The organism is Brenneria uluponensis (genome assembly GCF_032395385.1).
GTDB lineage: Bacteria > Pseudomonadota > Gammaproteobacteria > Enterobacterales > Enterobacteriaceae > Prodigiosinella > Prodigiosinella aquatilis.
On record NZ_CP135917.1, the window covers coordinates 2,146,266 to 2,165,546 of the forward strand.

The 19,281-nt window shown below is 46.7% G+C and carries 20 protein-coding genes; 12 read left to right on the top strand and 8 right to left on the bottom strand.

The genetic code is table 11. The features are described 5' to 3' along the window. Positions 1-6 precede the first annotated feature (6 nt). The gene (gene cfa / locus RS889_RS09825) at positions 7-1,158 is read right to left on the bottom strand and encodes a cyclopropane fatty acyl phospholipid synthase (protein WP_021016287.1); all 1,152 of its coding nucleotides are present in this window, start codon (positions 1,156-1,158) and stop codon (positions 7-9) included. Between the two features lie 350 nt (positions 1,159-1,508). Beyond that, the gene (gene purR, locus RS889_RS09830) at positions 1,509-2,534 is read right to left on the bottom strand and encodes an HTH-type transcriptional repressor PurR (RefSeq protein WP_021016286.1); all 1,026 of its coding nucleotides are present in this window, start codon (positions 2,532-2,534) and stop codon (positions 1,509-1,511) included. A gap of 382 nt (positions 2,535-2,916) precedes the next feature. Here purR and cydH point away from each other — a divergent pair, with 382 nt between their 5' ends. Next, positions 2,917-3,006, top strand: coding sequence for a cytochrome bd-I oxidase subunit CydH (gene cydH, locus RS889_RS09835; protein ID WP_157831371.1), 90 nt, complete (start codon positions 2,917-2,919; stop codon positions 3,004-3,006). Between the two features lie 149 nt (positions 3,007-3,155). Here the strand turns inward: cydH and RS889_RS09840 are convergent, their stop codons facing one another. Further along, positions 3,156-4,040, bottom strand: a complete 885-nt coding sequence (locus tag RS889_RS09840; RefSeq protein WP_315710501.1) for a C40 family peptidase — start codon at positions 4,038-4,040, stop codon at positions 3,156-3,158. A gap of 342 nt (positions 4,041-4,382) precedes the next feature. Here RS889_RS09840 and RS889_RS09845 point away from each other — a divergent pair, with 342 nt between their 5' ends. Further along, entirely contained in the window at positions 4,383-4,736 is a 354-nt protein-coding gene (locus RS889_RS09845) for a Grx4 family monothiol glutaredoxin (RefSeq protein WP_021016284.1), read from the top strand. Positions 4,737-4,796: 60 nt separating this feature from the next. On the opposite strand, the gene rnt is transcribed toward RS889_RS09845, so the two are convergent. Beyond that, entirely contained in the window at positions 4,797-5,471 is a 675-nt protein-coding gene (gene rnt / locus RS889_RS09850) for a ribonuclease T (RefSeq protein ID WP_037382065.1), read from the bottom strand. A 114-nt stretch (positions 5,472-5,585) separates the two neighbouring features. After that, the gene (gene gloA, locus RS889_RS09855; protein WP_021016282.1) at positions 5,586-5,993 is read right to left on the bottom strand and encodes a lactoylglutathione lyase; all 408 of its coding nucleotides are present in this window, start codon (positions 5,991-5,993) and stop codon (positions 5,586-5,588) included. A gap of 321 nt (positions 5,994-6,314) precedes the next feature. On the opposite strand from gloA, the gene RS889_RS09860 reads away from it, so the two are divergent. Continuing rightward, complete coding sequence (locus RS889_RS09860; protein WP_021016280.1) at positions 6,315-6,554, top strand: DUF1289 domain-containing protein; 240 nt, start codon at positions 6,315-6,317, stop codon at positions 6,552-6,554. 188 nt (positions 6,555-6,742) lie between these two features. Next, positions 6,743-7,180, top strand: coding sequence for a transcriptional regulator SlyA (gene slyA, locus RS889_RS09865; RefSeq protein ID WP_021016279.1), 438 nt, complete (start codon positions 6,743-6,745; stop codon positions 7,178-7,180). Positions 7,181-7,324: 144 nt separating this feature from the next. Here slyA and RS889_RS09870 read toward each other — a convergent pair whose 3' ends face one another. Beyond that, positions 7,325-7,792 (bottom strand): outer membrane lipoprotein, encoded by a 468-nt coding sequence (locus tag RS889_RS09870; protein WP_315710504.1) that lies wholly within the window; start codon positions 7,790-7,792, stop codon positions 7,325-7,327. A 344-nt stretch (positions 7,793-8,136) separates the two neighbouring features. On the opposite strand from RS889_RS09870, the gene anmK reads away from it, so the two are divergent. The 5 genes from anmK (at position 8,137) to pdxY (ending at position 13,056) form a co-directional block, all read left to right on the top strand. After that, entirely contained in the window at positions 8,137-9,249 is a 1,113-nt protein-coding gene (anmK, locus tag RS889_RS09875) for an anhydro-N-acetylmuramic acid kinase (protein ID WP_315710505.1), read from the top strand. A 121-nt stretch (positions 9,250-9,370) separates the two neighbouring features. Then, a complete protein-coding gene (locus tag RS889_RS09880) occupies positions 9,371-9,676 on the top strand; it encodes an MliC family protein (RefSeq protein ID WP_315710507.1) in 306 nt (101 codons plus the stop codon). A 103-nt stretch (positions 9,677-9,779) separates the two neighbouring features. After that, complete coding sequence (pdxH, locus tag RS889_RS09885) at positions 9,780-10,472, top strand: pyridoxamine 5'-phosphate oxidase (protein ID WP_315710973.1); 693 nt, start codon at positions 9,780-9,782, stop codon at positions 10,470-10,472. A 231-nt stretch (positions 10,473-10,703) separates the two neighbouring features. Beyond that, on the top strand, positions 10,704-11,981 hold the full coding sequence (tyrS, locus tag RS889_RS09890; RefSeq protein ID WP_315710509.1) for a tyrosine--tRNA ligase: 1,278 nt from the start codon (positions 10,704-10,706) through the stop codon (positions 11,979-11,981). Positions 11,982-12,192: 211 nt separating this feature from the next. Next, the gene (pdxY, locus tag RS889_RS09895; protein ID WP_021016273.1) at positions 12,193-13,056 is read left to right on the top strand and encodes a pyridoxal kinase PdxY; all 864 of its coding nucleotides are present in this window, start codon (positions 12,193-12,195) and stop codon (positions 13,054-13,056) included. A gap of 40 nt (positions 13,057-13,096) precedes the next feature. On the opposite strand, the gene gstA is transcribed toward pdxY, so the two are convergent. Then, complete coding sequence (gstA, locus tag RS889_RS09900; protein WP_021016272.1) at positions 13,097-13,708, bottom strand: glutathione transferase GstA; 612 nt, start codon at positions 13,706-13,708, stop codon at positions 13,097-13,099. Between the two features lie 477 nt (positions 13,709-14,185). Here gstA and acnA point away from each other — a divergent pair, with 477 nt between their 5' ends. Continuing rightward, positions 14,186-16,855 carry an aconitate hydratase AcnA gene (gene acnA, locus RS889_RS09905; protein ID WP_315710510.1) on the top strand — a complete coding sequence of 890 codons (2,670 nt, stop codon included), beginning with the start codon at positions 14,186-14,188 and terminating at the stop codon, positions 16,853-16,855. A gap of 137 nt (positions 16,856-16,992) precedes the next feature. On the opposite strand, the gene ribA is transcribed toward acnA, so the two are convergent. Next, positions 16,993-17,586 carry a GTP cyclohydrolase II gene (gene ribA / locus RS889_RS09910; protein ID WP_021016270.1) on the bottom strand — a complete coding sequence of 198 codons (594 nt, stop codon included), beginning with the start codon at positions 17,584-17,586 and terminating at the stop codon, positions 16,993-16,995. Between the two features lie 258 nt (positions 17,587-17,844). On the opposite strand from ribA, the gene pgpB reads away from it, so the two are divergent. Together pgpB and RS889_RS09920 are read left to right on the top strand one after the other, a co-directional pair. Next, positions 17,845-18,582, top strand: coding sequence for a phosphatidylglycerophosphatase B (pgpB, locus tag RS889_RS09915; RefSeq protein WP_315710975.1), 738 nt, complete (start codon positions 17,845-17,847; stop codon positions 18,580-18,582). A 380-nt stretch (positions 18,583-18,962) separates the two neighbouring features. Then, complete coding sequence (locus tag RS889_RS09920; RefSeq protein WP_290179246.1) at positions 18,963-19,271, top strand: LapA family protein; 309 nt, start codon at positions 18,963-18,965, stop codon at positions 19,269-19,271. Positions 19,272-19,281 lie beyond the last annotated feature (10 nt).

A 19,281-nucleotide genomic window follows, 5' to 3' on the forward strand; every position in this document is an offset into this window, starting at 1 on the left:
AATCCGTCAGTGGGGGACGCGTATCCCACCTTCAACGCCGTCAACACTGAATAGCACCTGCCACAGTTGAATATCCCGTGCGCGAAAGGCGCCAGCACAGGCGTTCAGATAGTAACTGAACATGCGGTGGAATTTTTCAGGGTAATTCGCTGACAGTTCGGACCAATGTTGCTGGAAACGTGCATGCCAAGTCATCAGCGTTCGATCATAGTCAGCCCCAAAGTTGTGCCAGTCTTCCATGACCAGATAAGGTTCACTGGATTGGGCAATATGTCGGACCGACGGTAGGCAACCATTAGGGAAAATATATTTGTTGATCCAGGGGTCGACTTCAAGATTCGTTTTGTTGGCACCGATAGTATGTAGCAGAAAGAGGCCGTTGGGCTTCAGGGTTTTACGTACCAGTTGGAAATAAGTATCGTAATTTTTGGGGCCGACGTGTTCAAACATACCAACAGAAACGATGCGGTCGAACTGGAGATTCAGATCGCGATAATCCTGTAATAAAATCGTGACATCCAGTTCCTGGCATCGCTGCTGAGCCAGTTTCTGCTGCTCACGAGAAATAGTGACACCTGTGACCGATACACCGTAGTGACGGGCTGCAAATGCCGCTAGTCCGCCCCAACCACAGCCAATATCCAGCAGTGTCATGCCGCGACGCAGCTGTAACTTTTCGCAAATCATACGAAGTTTGTCTTCCTGAGCTTGTTCCAGGGTGTCTGCCTGTTTCCAGTAACCACAGGAATATTGCATGTATGGATCAAGCATCAGTGAGAAAAGATCATTGCCGAGGTCGTAATGCTCTTTCCCTACAATCCAGGATCGTCTCTTTGATTGAAGATTGATGACTCGTGCAAGTAGAATCCGTATCAAATCGCGCCAGCGCTGCGGTATTTTTTCTTCCAATCCGGCTCGCAGTACCCGATGGAAAAACATATCCAGACGTTCACACTCCCACCAGCCGTCCATGTAACTCTCACCAAGACCTAAAGAGCCTTCACGCAGAATGCGTTTATAAAAATCGGTATTCTTGACAGTGATATCAAAAGGTCGCGAACCATTAATAGTGATGTCAGCCATTGACAGCATTTCATGCACAATCTGGAACCAGGACGTATTATGCCTACCCAGCTCCTCTATATAAGACGAACTCATAATCTCTCCCTACCTTGCCATTTGAATTACAGCAAGGAACAACATAGACAATTTTCACCTGTAATAAGAATCGGTGGATGCTTATCCATCGTTTACCCTCTGAACTATTTCAGAGAAATAAATAAGAGAAACGTTGGTATGGAAAGCACCTATCCAAATTAGACGACGAAGGCGTTCGGCAGTCTGAGTATAAGGATAGTAAAACTATTCAGTATGTCTTGTTTGCCTGTTATGTTCACATAAGGCAATAGCAAGTCTATGACTGCTTCAGCCTGTGGACAAGCATAAATAGTCTGAAGCAGTGGTTAAAAATTTAATGAAATAAGGCAGCAATAAGTAAATTGTCTGAATTAACGGCGATAATCACGGAACGGACCATCTGCGACAGAGCGTCGTTCAATCAAGGTAGGGTGGACTTCAATGACCTGTGCTTCTTCACGTTTGCTGACAATGCGATCCAGTAGCATAGATAATGCGGACTGTCCCAAACGCTCTTTGGGTTGATGCACCGTTGTCAGCGCTGGTGTGAAATAGCGAGAGTGCCGTACATTATCATACCCGATCACCGAAATATCCTGCGGTACACGTAAGCCGAGTTCGTCAGCTGCACAGATTGCCCCCATGGCCATGATGTCACCACCACAGAAGACGGCTGTTGGGTGATGCTTTTGTGCCAGTATCTGATGCATGGCTTTATAGCCGGATTCCGGTTCAAAATCGCCTTGAACAATCCACTCTTCATGTATTGTGATATGCGCTTCTTTCAGGGCCTTAAGAAAACCCAAGTAACGCCCGCTACCCGTATTCCGCTCTTGCAGACCGGGAATGGCGCCGATGTCGCGGTGACCACGCTCAATCAGGTAACGACCTGCCATATAGCCACCTTCAAAAGCGTTATCAATAATGGTATCGGTAAAATCACTGTGCCCCTTGCCCCAATCCATCACGACCATAGGAATGTTACGGTAATCTTCCAGCATGGAAAGCAGTGCTGGTGGATATTCAGCGCACATTATCAGTAATCCATCTACTCGTTTTTGTGCCAGCATAGAAAGATAAGCACGTTGCTTATCCAGATTGTTGTGGGAGTTACACAGAATTAGTGTGTATCCTTTTGCGTAGCAACTATTCTCAACAGATTCGATAATTTCTGCAAAGTAGGGTGCCTCACTTGAGGTCGCAAGCAGTCCAATGGATTTTGTATGATTAACTTTCAAGCTGCGGGCAACGGCACTTGGCGAATAATGTAATTCTTTGATGGCTGCCCTTACGGCGGCTTTAGTATCTTCGGCGACGAAACGTGTTTTATTGATCACGTGTGATACGGTTGTGGTAGAAACACCTGCGCGCTTTGCCACATCTTTAATCGTTGCCATGTAAAATGACTCCTGAACTCACCTGATTACAGCAGTAAGTAAATGGTTAATCGTTTGCCTGCGCGAATAGTTCTCTTTCTGACCACGAAAGCAGAACTTCAGAAGGAGAGAGTCGGCGGTTTAGACCTGAAGGGCAAGGTTGACGCTTTCGACCAACGCAGGATGTGTACAGTAAACTGCAAATTCTGTCCGATTTAATGCAAAAGTGGAAGTGCTAATTCATATTATGTCTGCGATATTCGGAGAGGATTTCTCGATCAAATTAAGAGAAAGTTTCCATATACCCACTACTATTGGTAGTATTTATTGCCTGGCTTGGGGTAATAAACCCATTCTGATTACAATAACGGATGTCAATACTGAGTCTGCAAAGGAGGTATTTATGGATACGGCTCTAAAAATGTCGTTGTTAACCACAGTGTGTGCATTGGCCATTATCATGGCGTTCAGTTTTACAGCCGTGCTGAACTGATAAGCTTTAGTGACGGTGTAAAGCCACTAAATTAGTCATTTTTGGCATGACAAAACAGAAAGACAACGGGACCGGAAGGTCCCGTTGTCAGTTGGAGTATCCCTCGGTGCGGTATACCCAGGTATCTTGAGCTTAACGAGAATGTTACATCAGCGAACAGTCTTTGGCGTGACGACACGGCGTGCGCCGACATAGTGTTCTTGCCAATAATTGCCGCTCAATTTGCTGATCTTGATATCGGAACCTGTCCGCGGGGACTGAATAAAACGTCCATTACCAAGGTAAACCCCGACATGGTCGGCCGCGCCGCGATTACTAATGTGGAAGAACACTAGATCACCTCTTTCCAGCTCACTCTTTTTGATCGGTGCTGCATCACGCAGGTGGAACATTTCATTAGCTGTGCGTGGGATCGGTATTTTTACTACGTCCTTGTAGGCGTAATAGATCAATCCGCTGCAATCAAATCCGGCAGCAGGTGAAGCGCCTCCCCAGTGATAGGGTTTCCCAATCTGTTTTAGCAGCTTATTCATGGCAGTCAATTTGACGTGTTGGTAATGCTTTCTGCGCATAACACTAAGGGGTAGTGCTTTCTTGTGCTTGCTTTCTCTGCTTTTGGTTCGTGCCGCTATTTTTCTATCTTGCGTTCTGTGATGTGTGGGCTCATGTCTTTTCGATGCCACATGCTTGATTTCTGTTGCTTTAGTCTCATGGTTTTTTGTGCGATGTTTGGTCGAGGGTCTAGTCAGATGTTTGGGATGAGCGGCTGAGTTTCGTGTGGCTTTGCTGTGGGAATGTGCTGTTTTAGTCGTTTTTAGCGAGTATCCCTTACTGCCCCTCTCTTTTTTATCGTGTGTCGGTACTGTGGCTTTTTTGGTGTTTTTGGACGGTTTGTTTTTTCTTGTATCAACCGTGTCAGTTACGCCCACATTGAGCTTATGCAGGGAAACCGCCACGGCGTGTGGTGCGGCTTGTGCCAAATTAAAAAACAGGTTGCTAAAAAATAACAAGAAAAAGGTAACAAATAACCGCATAATTATTATGACTGAATGTCGTCCTCAATCGCTCGATTTCCACAGTATTCCTGAAAATGGGACGATAAAAAAGTGAGAATAGCCGTTTTATTACAACAAAATAGTGAAAAATCGTTAACGAGTGTAATTATGGTGTGATTATCATCAGTTTCTGCATCAGATTTCACCAATCATTATCTAATAATAGCCCTAGTTTAAAACCCTACAAAAGATAACGTTTTTTTGTGACTGCCGCTATCGTTACAATACAAAAGAGTCAATGTGATATTGGCAATATTTATAACTGATGCTGATGGCGGCGGATCAACCGTATAGCCATCACGTGCTTGAGGAAGCAATAGAATGACGACAACGACAATTGAAAAAATTCAGCTCCAGATCGCTGAAAACCCTATCCTGCTATATATGAAAGGTTCTCCAAAACTGCCAAGCTGTGGCTTTTCTGCTCAGGCGGTACAGGCGTTGTCAGCATGCGGCGAGCGTTTTGCTTATGTTGATATTTTGCAGAATCCAGAAATTCGTACAGAATTGCCCAAATACGCCAATTGGCCCACTTTCCCTCAGTTATGGGTAGACGGTGAACTGGTCGGTGGATGCGATATCATCATTGAAATGTATCAGCGTGGTGAGTTACAGCAACTTATCAAGGATACTGCAGAAAAATACTCGTCCCAGAAAGATGGTCAGCAACAATAAATCAACACTATGTTATTTTATACGCGATGATTTTCAGGCGGTAACCACCGCCTGAAAATCTCAATCTTCGCTATGGGCAGGTGAAGGTTCTGCCTCGGGTTGCGTGGCTGTTGGCCATCCCCCCATTCGTTTCCAGCGATTTACCAACTCACAGAATAGCATTGAGGTCTGTTGGGTATCATACAAGGCAGAGTGAGCCTGACTAGGATCAAATGGGACACCGGCAGTAATACAGGCTTTAGCCAGGACTGTCTGTCCTACTACCAATCCACTGAGCGCTGCGGTATCAAAGGTGGCAAAAGGATGAAAAGGATTGCGTTTCAGTCCACAACGCTCTGCAGCGGACATGAGAAATCCATGATCGAAAGTAGCATTGTGTGCGACAACAATCGCCCGATTGCATCCCTGATCTTTAACCCCTTTACGCACGACTTTGAAGATTTCATGTACCGCTTCATATTCACTGACGGCACCACGTAAAGGATTGGTCGGGTCTATGCCGTTAAACGCCAGTGCTTCTGGCTGCAAAATTGAGCCTTCGAACGGTTCAACGTGAAAATGCAATGTCTGATCCGGCAGTAACCAACCATTGTCATCCATTTTGAGTGTCACTGCGGCAATTTCCAGTAGTGCATCCGTTTTAGCGTTAAATCCTGCGGTTTCCACATCAATTACGACCGGATAGAATCCGCGAAAACGGGCACTCAGGACATTAAGGTTATTTTTGTCAGCCATCATCTCTTATTGGTCTTCAGCAAATGCAGTGCGCATTATGGCAAATTTTAGTGGCGGATGCAGTAACGTCAGATCTAACAGGCACCGATCTGGCACCTGTCAATGCAGGGAATATCAGTTTCCCAGACCCAGATCGGCCTGTGAACGTTCAATTAACTCAATTTTATAGCCATCAGGATCTTCGACGAAGGCAATGATCGTGGTCCCGCCTTTTACCGGGCCTGCTTCACGGGTGACATTACCGCCAGCTTTGCGGATACGCTCACAGGTAGCTGCAACATTATCCACCCCGAGTGCAATATGCCCGAAGGCGTTGCCGAGATCGTAGCTGTCTACTCCCCAGTTATAAGTCAGCTCTATCACTGCACCTTCACTCTCTTCGGTATAACCGACAAACGCCAGTGAATATTTGTATTCTGTGTTTTCACTGGTGCGCAGTAGCTGCATACCCAAAATATGGGTATAAAAATCAATGGAACGTGATAAATCGCCAACACGCAGCATGGTGTGAAGTAAACGCATAATTTCCTCTATTGGCTTCAGTGGTTAATGGTAATTTGCAGGTAAAATCAATGAGAGAAGTATAGCGGTGCATATAGCTTGAGTCCAAGCCATGGGTCACAGAAGCCTCCTGGCTGTCGACTCTTGGTGGGAGGTAATGTTGTCTTGCCTGAAGCATTTTTCTCATTGCTTGCCTCTTTTTTACTAAAAAAACGCAGTTTCGACAAAAACTGACTGGTATTTCCATAGTGACGAAACTATTTTTATTGTTATTGTTAATCAATGCTTGCCAGCCGGGACGATCAACGCTTCAATAAAAAGGTTCGAGGAGGAGGAGGTCCCGTGGCTGAGCAACTTGAGCTTTTTCCTGTACCCAATCCCTGTCGTGGTATCTGTCAGGCTGATGAGCGGGGTTTTTGCCGAGGGTGTTTTCGCAGTCGGTCGGAACGTTTTAGTTGGGGACAAATGAGCGATGTTCAGAAACAGGATGTCTTACGTCTTTGTCGGCAAAGGATGAAACGATTGCAGCGTGTTGAGAAAATTTCAATACCGCCAGAACCAGAGCAATCTAGTTTGTTTTAAGATAGGTCGTGATATTTTGTGTAATAAATTAAGTTTAAGATCATTTTTAGATAACTATTATTTGGTAGAATACTTATTGTATTTACGATAAATATATATTTTTCGTTTTGTCTTATTTTCATTTTTATAAATCAGAGTTGATTGCAATCCAGGGATATAACTTAGCATGCTAATTATAAGGAGTAGTGATGGAATTGCCATTAGGATCTGATTTAGCCCGGTTAGTACGTGTTTGGCGCGCCTTGATAGACCACCGTTTGAAGCCGTTAGAACTTACACAGACGCACTGGGTGACGCTGCATAATATTCATGAACTGCCCCCAGGGCAGTCCCAAATTCAGTTGGCGAAGGCGATTGGTATTGAACAACCGTCATTGGTCCGCACTTTGGATCAGCTTGAAGATAAGGGATTGATTACCAGACATATATGTGTACATGATCGCCGAGCTAAGCGCATTATGCTGACAGATATGGCTGACCCGATCATTCAGGCGGTTAATGATGTTATCGATCAAACGCGCAGTGAAATATTAAATGGAATCACACCTGAAGAGGTTAGTGAATTAGCGACCATAATTTCTAGGTTGGAAAGCAATATTTTATCGTTATATGAAATGCAGTCTTAATTTGTATGGCACTTGAAAAATCTTGGTTTTAAAAATTAAATTCTGCTGATTGTTAATTAAATTGCCATTAACAGAGTGTTTTGCTGAAATTTAATTTTGCCGATTAATCACCCCTCGTTAGAGTGGTGATTAATCGATTTGCAATTAGCGAGGAGAAACGGTTACTGAACGGCCATCACTGACCATTGCGATTCTCTGACCAGCATAGAATTTGGTAGTACCTTGTTTTTGTACCACCATAATGGTATTACCGTCATCTTTACGGATTTCCAGCTGAACACCTTGAACACGGTTTATCGCTCCCTCAACACTTTGCCCAGCGACACCACCTGCGACAGCACCAGCGGCGGTGGCCAGGCTACGTCCGGTTCCTCCACCAACAGTATTGCCCAGGAAGCCTCCCAAGACTGCCCCGCCAAGAGCGCCAATAATGTTATTCTCTTCGCCAGCCTGTATTTGTACTGGCCGTGTAGAAATAATTGTGCCGTAAGTTACGGTTTGGACCTGTTTGGCATCAGATGCGCTGTAAACGTCTCCAGATAATGTACTGGTATTTGCACAGCCAACCAAAGTGATACTTGCTAAAGTAATCACAAGAAAATGCTTCATCATATAAGGCTCCTGTAATGGCAATGTCGGACTGGCGCTGCCCTTGTACCGACTAAATTATTTACATGCAGAGTATGACGTGGACTAAAGCACCATTCCACTTTTTTACCTGATCACCAGGATAAGATAATGCACTTAACTTTATAATAAACCGACTATAAAGTTCACTTTAAAGCTCCATTTTTGTGAAAAGACATGTCAAATGGTTATTTTTTACAAAAATTGGCGACAACATAGAAAAAATGACAAAAGTCCACTAAGAATGTCGGTGAAATGCTATTTTTATCGGGTACATTTCTCACCTGCCATTACTGTGTGATCCACATGGAAAGTAAAAGGTTAATCAGATGAAGTCAGGCAGATATATTGGCGTGATGTCGGGAACCAGTCTTGATGGTGTTGATGTGGTGCTGGCCGCGATTGATGAATACACCGTAGCGCAGCAAGCCAGCTATTGCCATCCGATCCCACAGTCTATCAGGCTGGCTATTCTCAGCATGTGCCAGGGGCAACCGGTGACATTGTCGGCACTTGGGCATTTAGATACCCAGCTCGGTATTCTGTTTGCTGAAGCTGTGCTGGCGTTGTTGAAACAGTCGGGAATCAGCGCTGCGGATATCACCGCTATCGGTTGTCATGGGCAAACAGTATGGCATGAACCCGGTGGTGATGCTCCTTGCACTATGCAGATTGGTGATAACAACCGTATTGTGGCGATGACTGGCATCACCACTGTGGGTGATTTTCGCCGCCGGGATATGGCTTTTGGTGGTCAGGGTGCGCCGTTGGTGCCGGGGTTTCATCATGCGTTGTTATTTCATCCGGCTGAGCGGCGTATTGTGTTGAATATCGGTGGGATAGCCAATATTTCCTTGTTGGCGCCAGGGGTACCAGTCAGAGGTTATGATACAGGTCCGGGTAATATGTTGTTGGATGCATGGATTTGGCGTCATTGTACACAGCCTTATGACAGGAACGCTGCATGGGCGTCAACCGGGCTGGTGCATACTGACTTGTTGCATCATCTGCTGGCTGATCCCTATTTTTCGTTGCCCGCACCGAAAAGCACTGGGCGGGAATACTTCAATCTTGGTTGGCTGGAAAGGCAGCTCGCCGCTTTTCCGCTGATAAAACAGGAAGATGTCCAGGCCACGCTGGTGGAGTTGACGGCGGTAAGTATTGCTGAGCAGGTGCTGTTGAGCGGTGGGTGCGAGCGTTTGCTGGTTTGTGGCGGAGGAGCGAGGAATCCGTTGATCATGTGTCGTCTTTCCGCGTTACTGTCGGGTATTGAAGTTAGCACAACCGATGAGTGTGGTGTCAGTGGTGATGATATGGAAGCCCTGGCGTTTGCCTGGCTGGCATTTCGTACATTATCAGGCCTTCCTGGCAATTTGCCCTCGGTAACCGGCGCCAGCCGGGAAACCATTCTAGGGGGAATTTATCCCGCCATGCACGACTAATCAGACTTCGCTGAGATTTCTGATATTAACTGGTTGTTAGACTGTTATTGAGTTGCGTGTTGGTCTGGTTGGTAATGCAGTCAGAATGCAGTATGCCAGGAAAAATAACAGGAGAAGACTAATGAAACACTTGCTGACAGGCGGAGCCCTGTTGCTTTTAAGCGGATGTAGCCAATGGATAGGGGAACAGGAACACACACTACATTATCAATGTGGCACTATGCCGTTGACGGTAACGATGATTGAGCAATCACGGCAATCCCACGTCACTTTTCTGCTGGATGGTGAACTCCATACCTTGCAACAGACACCATCGGCTTCAGGCGTTCGTTACAGTGATGGGAAATATACGTTCTGGAGCAAGGGAAATCACGCCTTTATCCAGCGGGGGAGCAACATTATCGTTAACGATTGCATCTTGAAATGATCGGGTTCCCGGTCTATGTCAACCGTTGAGATTTTACCTGTACGGGCGCAGAATGATCGCACTTTTTTCTGGCCCGGTTTAGCGATGGCAGGACTCAATGATGATGGAAAATGAAAATTCGCGCAATACGATAACCGCAGTGCCGGTAACAGAAAGCACGACAGATATTGCGGACTTACGTCGTGAATATACTCGCAGTGGCCTTCGGCGCCATGATTTGACGGAAAACCCACTTGACCTGTTTGAACGGTGGCTAAAACAAGCGTGTGAAGCTCGGCTTGCTGACCCCACTGCAATGTGTGTGGCGACAGTAGACGAGCAGGGGCAACCTTATCAACGGATTGTGCTACTAAAGCACTATGATGAAAAAGGGATGGTGTTCTACACCAATATGGGGAGCAGAAAAGCCCAGCAACTGATGAACAACTCCCATATCAGTCTGTTATTTCCCTGGCATATGTTGGACCGGCAGGTCATTGTTCTGGGGCGAGCCGAGAAACTGCCGGCACTGGATGTGCTAAAGTACTTCCACAGTCGGCCTAAAGACAGTCAGATTGGTGCCTGGGTATCAAAACAATCCAGTCGAATTTCTACCCGTGGAATTCTGGAAAGTAAGTTTCTGGAGCTTAAACAAAAATTTCAAAATGGCGAAGTTCCTTTACCCAGCTTCTGGGGCGGATTTCGTGTCAACATTGATAGCATGGAGTTCTGGCAAGGCGGAGTTCATCGCCTGCATGATCGTTTTTTCTATCAACGTCAGGAAAATGGTTGGCAAGTAGACCGTTTGGCGCCTTAAGTGTGAAATATCCCTATTAACCCACTGGCGCTCCCGTCGGGAGCGCTTTATTCTATGAAGCTTCGTGTTGCTGGCGCTTTAAAGGCAACATAGGCCACAAACTGACGCATCAGAAACAGATATCGTCTTTTTTCCTCATTTATCCTGGGGATAATTAAACCTGTCATGTTCGATGATAGTCATTCTGCTGAACATGCGACATGATTTTTTTGCATAAAAATGGAGTTATCGATGGCGAGTAGTAACCTGATTAAACAATTGCAAGAGCGAGGCCTGGTAGCTCAGGTAACGGATGAGGATGCGTTAGCAGAGCGACTGGCGCAAGGGCCGATTGCTCTATATTGCGGTTTCGATCCGACGGCTGACAGCTTGCATTTGGGGCATCTGGTTCCTCTGCTGTGTCTGAAACGTTTCCAAATGGCGGGCCATAAACCAGTAGCATTAGTCGGTGGGGCAACGGGGCTGATTGGTGATCCCAGTTTTAAAGCGACCGAACGCAAGTTGAACACGGAAGAAACTGTTGGAGAATGGGTAGATAAAATCCGCCGTCAGGTCGCGCCATTCCTCGATTTTGACTGTGGTGAAAACAGTGCCATTGCCGTTAATAACTATGACTGGTTTGGCAATATGAACGTGTTGACCTTCCTGCGCGATATCGGTAAGCATTTCTCTGTGAACCAGATGATTAACAAAGAAGCTGTGAAGCAGCGACTGAACCGTGATGATGTCGGCATCTCCTTTACTGAATTCTCTTACAATTTGTTGCAGGGCTATGATTTTGCTGCCTTGAATACCCAATTGAATGTCGAATTACAGATTGGCGGCTCGGACCAATGGGGCAATATCACGTCTGGGATCGATTTAACCCGACGTATGAATCAGAAGCAGACATTTGGCTTAACTGTCCCGCTGATTACCAAAGCTGACGGTACCAAATTCGGCAAGACCGAGGGGGGAGCCGTCTGGCTGGATGCCAGTAAGACCAGCCCTTATAAGTTTTATCAGTTCTGGATAAATACTGCTGACGCAGATGTTTATCGCTTCCTGAAATTCTTTACTTTCCTGAGCATGGAAGAGATCAATGCCTTGGAAGATGAAGATAAAAACAGTGGTAAAGCCCCGCGAGCCCAGTATGTACTGGCTGAAAAGGTGACCCGGATGGTACATGGCGAAGCCGGTCTTGCTGCTGCGCAGCGAATTACCCAGAGTCTCTTCTCGGGTTCATTGCAGGATATGACGATAGAGGATTTCGCCCAACTGGCGCAGGATGGGATGCCGACCATTTCGCTGGATCAGGGGGCTGATTTACAGCAAGCGCTGGTCAGTGCTGAACTGGTACCGTCTCGTGGTCAGGCCCGCACGATGATTTCTTCCAATGCGGTAACAGTGAATGGTGAAAAAATAGCCGACGCTGAATACACCTTCAAGGATACCGATCGTCTGTTTGGCCGTTATACGTTACTGCGTCGGGGTAAAAAACATTACTGCCTGATTTGCTGGCAGGTATAACGGCGATAATCAAAAAAGGACTTTCGGTTCCTGATGTTTATCATTTGAAGGCGATATCCGGGACGGCATGGGGATGAGGCTCTCGTAAGGGCTTATCCCTCTGGACTGAACCCGGTATAACCGCTCTTTTGATTGACCAGCACCTGGGTTTATCGTGTCCTTGTTTATCAAGAGTATGTATGAAAGGTGCAGGCAGGGATAACAACGATTTATGAAAAATATATTGTCAATTCAATCACATGTTGTTTTTGGTCATGCAGGGAATAGTGCAGCTGAATTTCCTATGCGCCGGATGGGTGTTAATGTGTGGCCACTGAATACCGTTCAGTTTTCCAATCACACACAATATGGGAAATGGACCGGGTGCGTTATGCCTGCCAGTCATTTGACTGATGTTATTCAAGGCATCAATGATATCGATCGCCTTAAAGATTGTGATGCGGTGTTGAGTGGCTATATCGGTTCGCCAGAGCAGGGCGGACATATTCTGGATATTGTCAGACAGGTGAAAGCGATCAATCCGCATGCCGTTTATTTTTGCGACCCGGTAATGGGGACGCCGGAAAAAGGATGCATTGTGGCGCCTGGAGTGACGGATTTCCATTGTAATCAGTCATTGCAGGCCAGTGATGCTATTGCACCAAACCTACCGGAACTGGAACTGCTAAGCGGTCGTGCTGTACAGAGTGTTGATGAAGCCGTACAGGCTTGTCGTGAATTGTGCCAGCGAGGACCAAAGTTGGTGTTGGTAAAACATCTCAGTCGGGCAGCGTACCGTAGTGACAGTTTTGAAATGCTGCTGGTTACGCCGACGGAAGCGTGGCATATCAGTCGTCCACTGGTGGATTTTGGTGAGCGTCAGCCAGTGGGTGTGGGTGATCTTACTAGCGGTTTACTCTTGGTTAATCTCCTTAAAGGCGTCGCGCTGGAAAAAGCGTTGGAACATACCACTGCTGCTGTTTATGAGGTGATGCTGATGACCAGAGAAATGAATCAGTATGAACTTCAGTTGGTTGCAGCCCAAGACGGCATCGCGAATCCTCGCCACCATTTTCAGGCGGTACGTCTTAACTGATGGCGTCAGCCTCCGCGAGAGCGGAGGCATTCCTCGTACTTTACAGCAACAATAATCCTTCTGCTGTTAACGCTTTTTCCACCGATGGGCGTACCTCAATCCTCTCCAGATAAGCCTTCAGTGCAGGGAAATGCGTAAGATCAAATTTAAGTGCCTGTGCCCAACGAGCAATCGTATACAAATAGGCATCGGCTACACCGAAACGATTACCGACCAGGCAGTCATGCTCACTTAACACTTCATTGATATAGCGAAAGCGCTGCTCCAGATAGCTGCGTAAAAGATCTTTATACGATTCAGGCGTTCCCGGGCGGAACAACGGCGAGAATGATTTATGTAATTCAGTAGCAATATAATTCAGCCATTCAATGGCGTGATAATGGTGAATAGTATTCGGAGGGGCAATAAGATTATATTGTGGCGCCTTATCCGCCAGATAAAGCGCAATAGCGACGGTCTCTGTTAAAATAGAGCCATCGTCCAGTTCAAGGGCCGGTACCAATCCTTTTCGGTTAATTAGCAAATAATCCCTATCCTGTTCGGTTTTTTTGGTGCGCAGGTCGACTTTTTCCAATGTGAACCGAGTCCTTGTTTCATGCAGGATGATGTGGGGAAACAAGGAGCAACTCCCCGGTTTGTAATAAAGTTTCATGTGCTATTCCTTCCTTAAGCGTCGAGAGAGTTTCTTGTTGCAAATTGATAATAATATGTATGATTTTATTAAAAAATAAGTAAGGTATTATTGCTATAAATTACATCCTCTCGCTGTGCGTTGTCTCTCAGATTATTTGATCTGAAAAATCAATGGCACGCTGATTATGTTGTCATGTCTCCTGCCAATTTAGCCTGTCTGACACAGAATAATGACTATTGTTGAAGCTCAGGGGCAAAGCTGAAAGAACGGTAAGTATTTTGATAGGTATAGGTGATTTCTATTATCAATTTTAATGTTAACAAAATGTTATTTTTAGTTTGTGTTATCTTTAAAGAAGATCATAAAATTCGGGCTGGATAGCATTCGTCGGAGCTGCAAACGAGAACACCAGCACGAAAAATCTATCCAAATGAAGAGGCGGGTTACCATAAATCATGCTTCTTCAGATAGATACTCAGTCACCCGGGAGGAAGTATGTCATCTCAACTTCGTGAAGCTTGTGTCGCTACACTCACCGTCCGAGAACAATCTTATAACTACTATAGTTTGTCTTTGGCTGCTCAGCGGTTGGGTAATATTGATAGGTTGCCTAAATCGCTCAAGGTTCTGCTGGAAAATCTGTTGCGCCATCAGGATGGCGATGCTGTGCAGGATGCCGATCTGGAAGCACTGGTTGCATGGCAAGATACCGGTCACGCCGAACGTGAGATTGCGTACCGTCCATCCCGTGTATTAATGCAGGATTTTACCGGCGTGCCGGCTGTCGTCGATCTGGCGGCGATGCGGGCAGCAGTGCAGCGGCTTGGAGGAGATGTCAATAAGGTCAACCCATTAACCCCAGTGGATTTGGTGATTGATCACTCCGTGACCGTCGATTATTTTGGCGACAATCAGGCTCTGGTGGAAAATACGCGTTTGGAAATGGTGCGTAATTATGAGCGTTATGCTTTTTTACGCTGGGGACAGAAAGCCTTCCACCATTTTAGAGTCGTGCCGCCAGGTACCGGGATTTGCCACCAGGTGAATCTGGAATATCTCGCAAAAGTTGTCTGGCATGAAAAGCAAAAGGAAGAATGTGTTGCTTACCCGGATACGTTGGTGGGGACGGATTCTCATACCACGATGATCAACGCTCTCGGCGTATTGGGCTGGGGGGTTGGTGGTATTGAAGCTGAAGCGGCGATGCTGGGACAGCCGGTTTCAATGTTGATTCCCGATGTCGTCGGTTTTCAGCTTACCGGTAGACTGCGAGAAGGTATTACGGCAACGGACTTGGTGCTGAATGTCACGCAGATACTGCGTAAACAGGGTGTCGTGGGTAAATTCGTTGAATTTTATGGTGACGGGCTTGATCACCTGGCACTGGCTGATCGTGCGACGATTGCCAATATGGCGCCGGAATATGGTGCAACCTGCGGCTTTTTCCCGGTCGACGATATTACGCTGGACTATTTGCGGTTGACGAATCGCAGTGACGATCAGATTGCACTGGTGGAAGCTTACTGCAAACAGCAGGGGTTGTGGCGATATGCTGGTGATGAACCCCGGTTTACCAGCCAATTGACGCTGGATATGAATAATGTAGAAACCAGTCTGGCGGGCCCTAAACGTCCACAAGATCGGGTAGCGCTGGTGGATGTTCCCAACGCTTTTCAGGCCACGCTTGAGCTGGATCTTGCAACCGCTCGTCAGCCGGATGACGACACCTCTTTACCGGAAGGGGAAGATTGTCGCCTCAGCCAAGGCGCGGTAGTCATTGCTGCAATTACGTCCTGTACCAATACATCTAACCCCAGCGTCATGATGGCAGCCGGATTGTTGGCCCAGAATGCGGTCAAGCGTGGGTTGAAGACGAAACCCTGGGTGAAAACCTCTCTGGCACCTGGTTCTCGGGTCGTAACGGATTATTTCGCCAAAGCAGGATTGACTGACTCCCTCGACCAGTTGGGTTTTAATCTGGTGGGATATGGGTGTACTACCTGCATTGGCAACTCGGGATTGTTACCCACAGCCATTGAGCACGCGATAAAAGAGAAGGATCTGACGGTTGGCGCCGTGCTGTCCGGTAATCGTAACTTTGAAGGTCGTATTCACCCGCTGGTGAAAACCAACTGGCTGGCTTCTCCACCGCTGGTAGTGGCTTATGCGTTGGCTGGCAATATGGACGTGAATTTGACGAGTGATCCGCTGGGTGAGGATGAACAGGGGAAGGCGGTTTATTTACGTGATATCTGGCCATCAGCGAAAGCGGTGGCGAACGCGGTATTGCAGGTCAATGCGGATATGTTTAGAAAAGAGTATGCGTCGGTGTTCACCGGAACGCAGGAGTGGCAGGATATTCTGGTAGAGGACAAGGCCACCTATGATTGGCCGGTAGATTCCACTTATATTCGTAAGATACCCTTTTTCGATGAGATGTCACCGGAACCTACACCAGTACAGGATATTAACGGTGCTCGTATTCTGGCGATACTGGGTGATTCCGTCACGACTGACCATATCTCTCCTGCGGGCAACATCAAAGAGGATAGCCCGGCCGGGCATTATCTGCTGGAACATGGGGTGGCAACCGAAGCGTTTAATTCTTATGGTTCACGACGTGGTAATCATGAAGTGATGATGCGTGGCACGTTTGCCAACATTCGCATCCGCAATGAGATGGTGCCTGGTAAAGAGGGTGGATACACCCGGAATATACCATCGCAGGATGAAATGACGATTTATGATGCTGCAATGCGTTATCAGGACGAGAATTTACCGCTGGCGTTGATCGCCGGTAAGGAATATGGGTCAGGTTCCAGCCGTGACTGGGCAGCGAAAGGCCCTCGTTTGCTCGGTGTGCGAGTTGTGATTGCCGAATCGTTTGAACGTATTCACCGCTCCAATCTGATCGGGATGGGTATTTTACCGTTATCATTTCCGGCAGGTGTAACGCGCAAAACATTACAGCTCACCGGTGATGAGCAAATTGATATTACTGGACTGACTACGCTTCACCCTGGTTGTACCGTAACCGTAAAGATCACCCGACAGGATGGTCAGCAACAGGTGATTGACACGCTGTGCCGTATTGATACACGCAACGAACTGATTTATTTCCAGAACGACGGTATCTTGCACTATGTCATTCGTGGAATGTTGTAATTTATCCGTTGGCGCAGATCGGGTTCTGTGCCAGCGCGGTCATATTGTTAATGCGTTTGCTGGATATTTACACCGTTACCTATTGGTTTTTCTGCCCCAGATGATGGATTTATCGTCTGGGGAAATTTTGACAGGTATTACTTTATATCCAGTAGATGGCCCATCTTGGCGGCTTTGGTGGCTAGATAACGTTCATTTTTCGGGTTACGACCGACGATCAACGGAACACGTTCCACTATATTAATACCTGCTTCGCTTAAGATTTTGACCTTTTGTGGATTATTGGTCAGCAGGCGTACGGCACCAACATGCAATAACTTGAACATATCGGCACAAAGGGTGAAATCACGTTCGTCGGCGGCAAAACCCAACTGATGATTAGCTTCAACAGTATCAGCTCCTTTGTCTTGTAACGCATAGGCCCGAATCTTGTTCAGCAAACCGATATTACGACCTTCCTGACGATGGTAAAGCAGTATTCCGCGGCCTTCTTCAGCAATATGGTTAAGCGCCGCTTCTAACTGAAAACCACAATCACAACGCAGACTGAATAGTGCATCTCCGGTCAGACATTCTGAATGCACTCTGGCTAAAACCGGCTCCGGACCGGAAATATCACCGTATACCAAGGCCAGATGATCCTGACCGGTCGCTATTTCTTCAAAACCGACCATCAGAAAATCACCCCAAGGTGTAGGCAATTTGGCTTCTGCCACCCGCTTTAGCTGCATGTTAATCTCCAAAACAAAAAATACTGATGCGCATCCTACCGTTGGATGGGAACCTTAATCAGCCCAAGATCTGACTCGAATCAGATCGATGTATGTGGTTGTCGGTGCTTGATCGATGACGAAATGGCTAACGTTGTAGCAGTGTCGTTGATAGAACCGGGAGGTATTTTACGCCATAGTGGCTGCTTATGTCCTGTTTTCTGGTAAAATTGTGAAAAATATGTTGCTTTATATCCCGCTGAAAAATAGGGAGAAATGATGTACGAACTCGCCAGACGAACTGTGCTGGGTGTAATAGTATTGCTGTTGATGCCGCTAATTATCTGGGTAACTGGCTGGCAATGGAGACCTGACGTCTCTGGCTGGTGGCTACTGGTATTATTTTGGATAACGGAAACGGTCTCTTCACCGTGGGGGGTATTAACCTGCGTGGGGTTGAGTCTTTGGTTTTCGTGGTGTCTACGTTTTCGATGGGCACCGGCATTAGCGTTGATAGCCATTATGGCTATGACCATTCTGCTGGGACAGGGCGTGAAATCTGTCATTAAAAACTGGGTCCAGGAACCGCGCCCTTTTGTTGTTTGGCTGGAAAAAAAACATCAGGTTGACAGTCACTATTTCTATTTCTCACTCGGTAATACCCACACTGGATTGGCAAAAGAACCGCGCAATGTGGAACAACCCCCCCTGTGGCTGCGCCATTACTGGCAGGGTGAACATGGGTTTGCTTTTCCTTCCGGACATACGCTGTTTGCGGCCACTTGGGCATTGATGGGGGTCGGGTTGTTATGGACACGACGTCATTATGTAACGGTAACGCTATTGATGATATGGGCCATCGGGGTGATGGGCAGTCGGTTGGCATTGGGGATGCATTGGCCACAGGATCTGATAATGGCAACGGTGATCAGTGGAATATTGGCTATGGTCGCGACATGGTTGAGCCAGTACTGTGGTTGTTTGCCAGTGCCGCCCAAGGATACAGAAAACAGGTAAGGCAAGTATTTGCGGATCGCTCGGATTAACGTCTTTCTCTCTTACGACGAAAATTGATTCAGGATAACGCGCTTAATGGAATAAGCGCGTTATCCTTTATGATGTTGTGGTGATTTTCATATCAGAAACCATTAAAGCGTCAGTGTTGTGTTTTTAACCCTGTGATAAGTGAAATGTGGGAATCAGCCAGCTAATGGGGTTTTCCCTCGGTACATATCTCTGTTTCTGCAGCAGTTGAACTGATATCTGAACGCCAGTTGTATCTCGTATCTCAACCAGACAGCATTTCCCACCGCGGAGCAGAAATGCTAATTTAGTGGGGTTTACCGCCGAAATTTGGCATAATTCATGCGGTTAACGCGATATCACAGGAACAAAACGTGAAATACATGCTAATTTTTCTCCTCGTGCTGGCGATATTCATTATTTCTGTCACACTGGGCGCGCATAACGATCAGGTTATTACCTTTAATTATCTGGTTGCACAGGGCGAATATCAGCTTTCAACGTTGTTGGCGACACTGTTTGCGGTCGGGTTCATTTTGGGATGGGTGATCTGCGGTCTGTTTTATCTGCGGGTACGCATTGCGCTAGGGCGTGAACAACGTAAAGTCAAACGCCTTGAGCAGCAATTACCCATCACTGATGAAGTCAACGTGACACCACCTGAGCAAACAACGACCCACTAAGGAATCACTC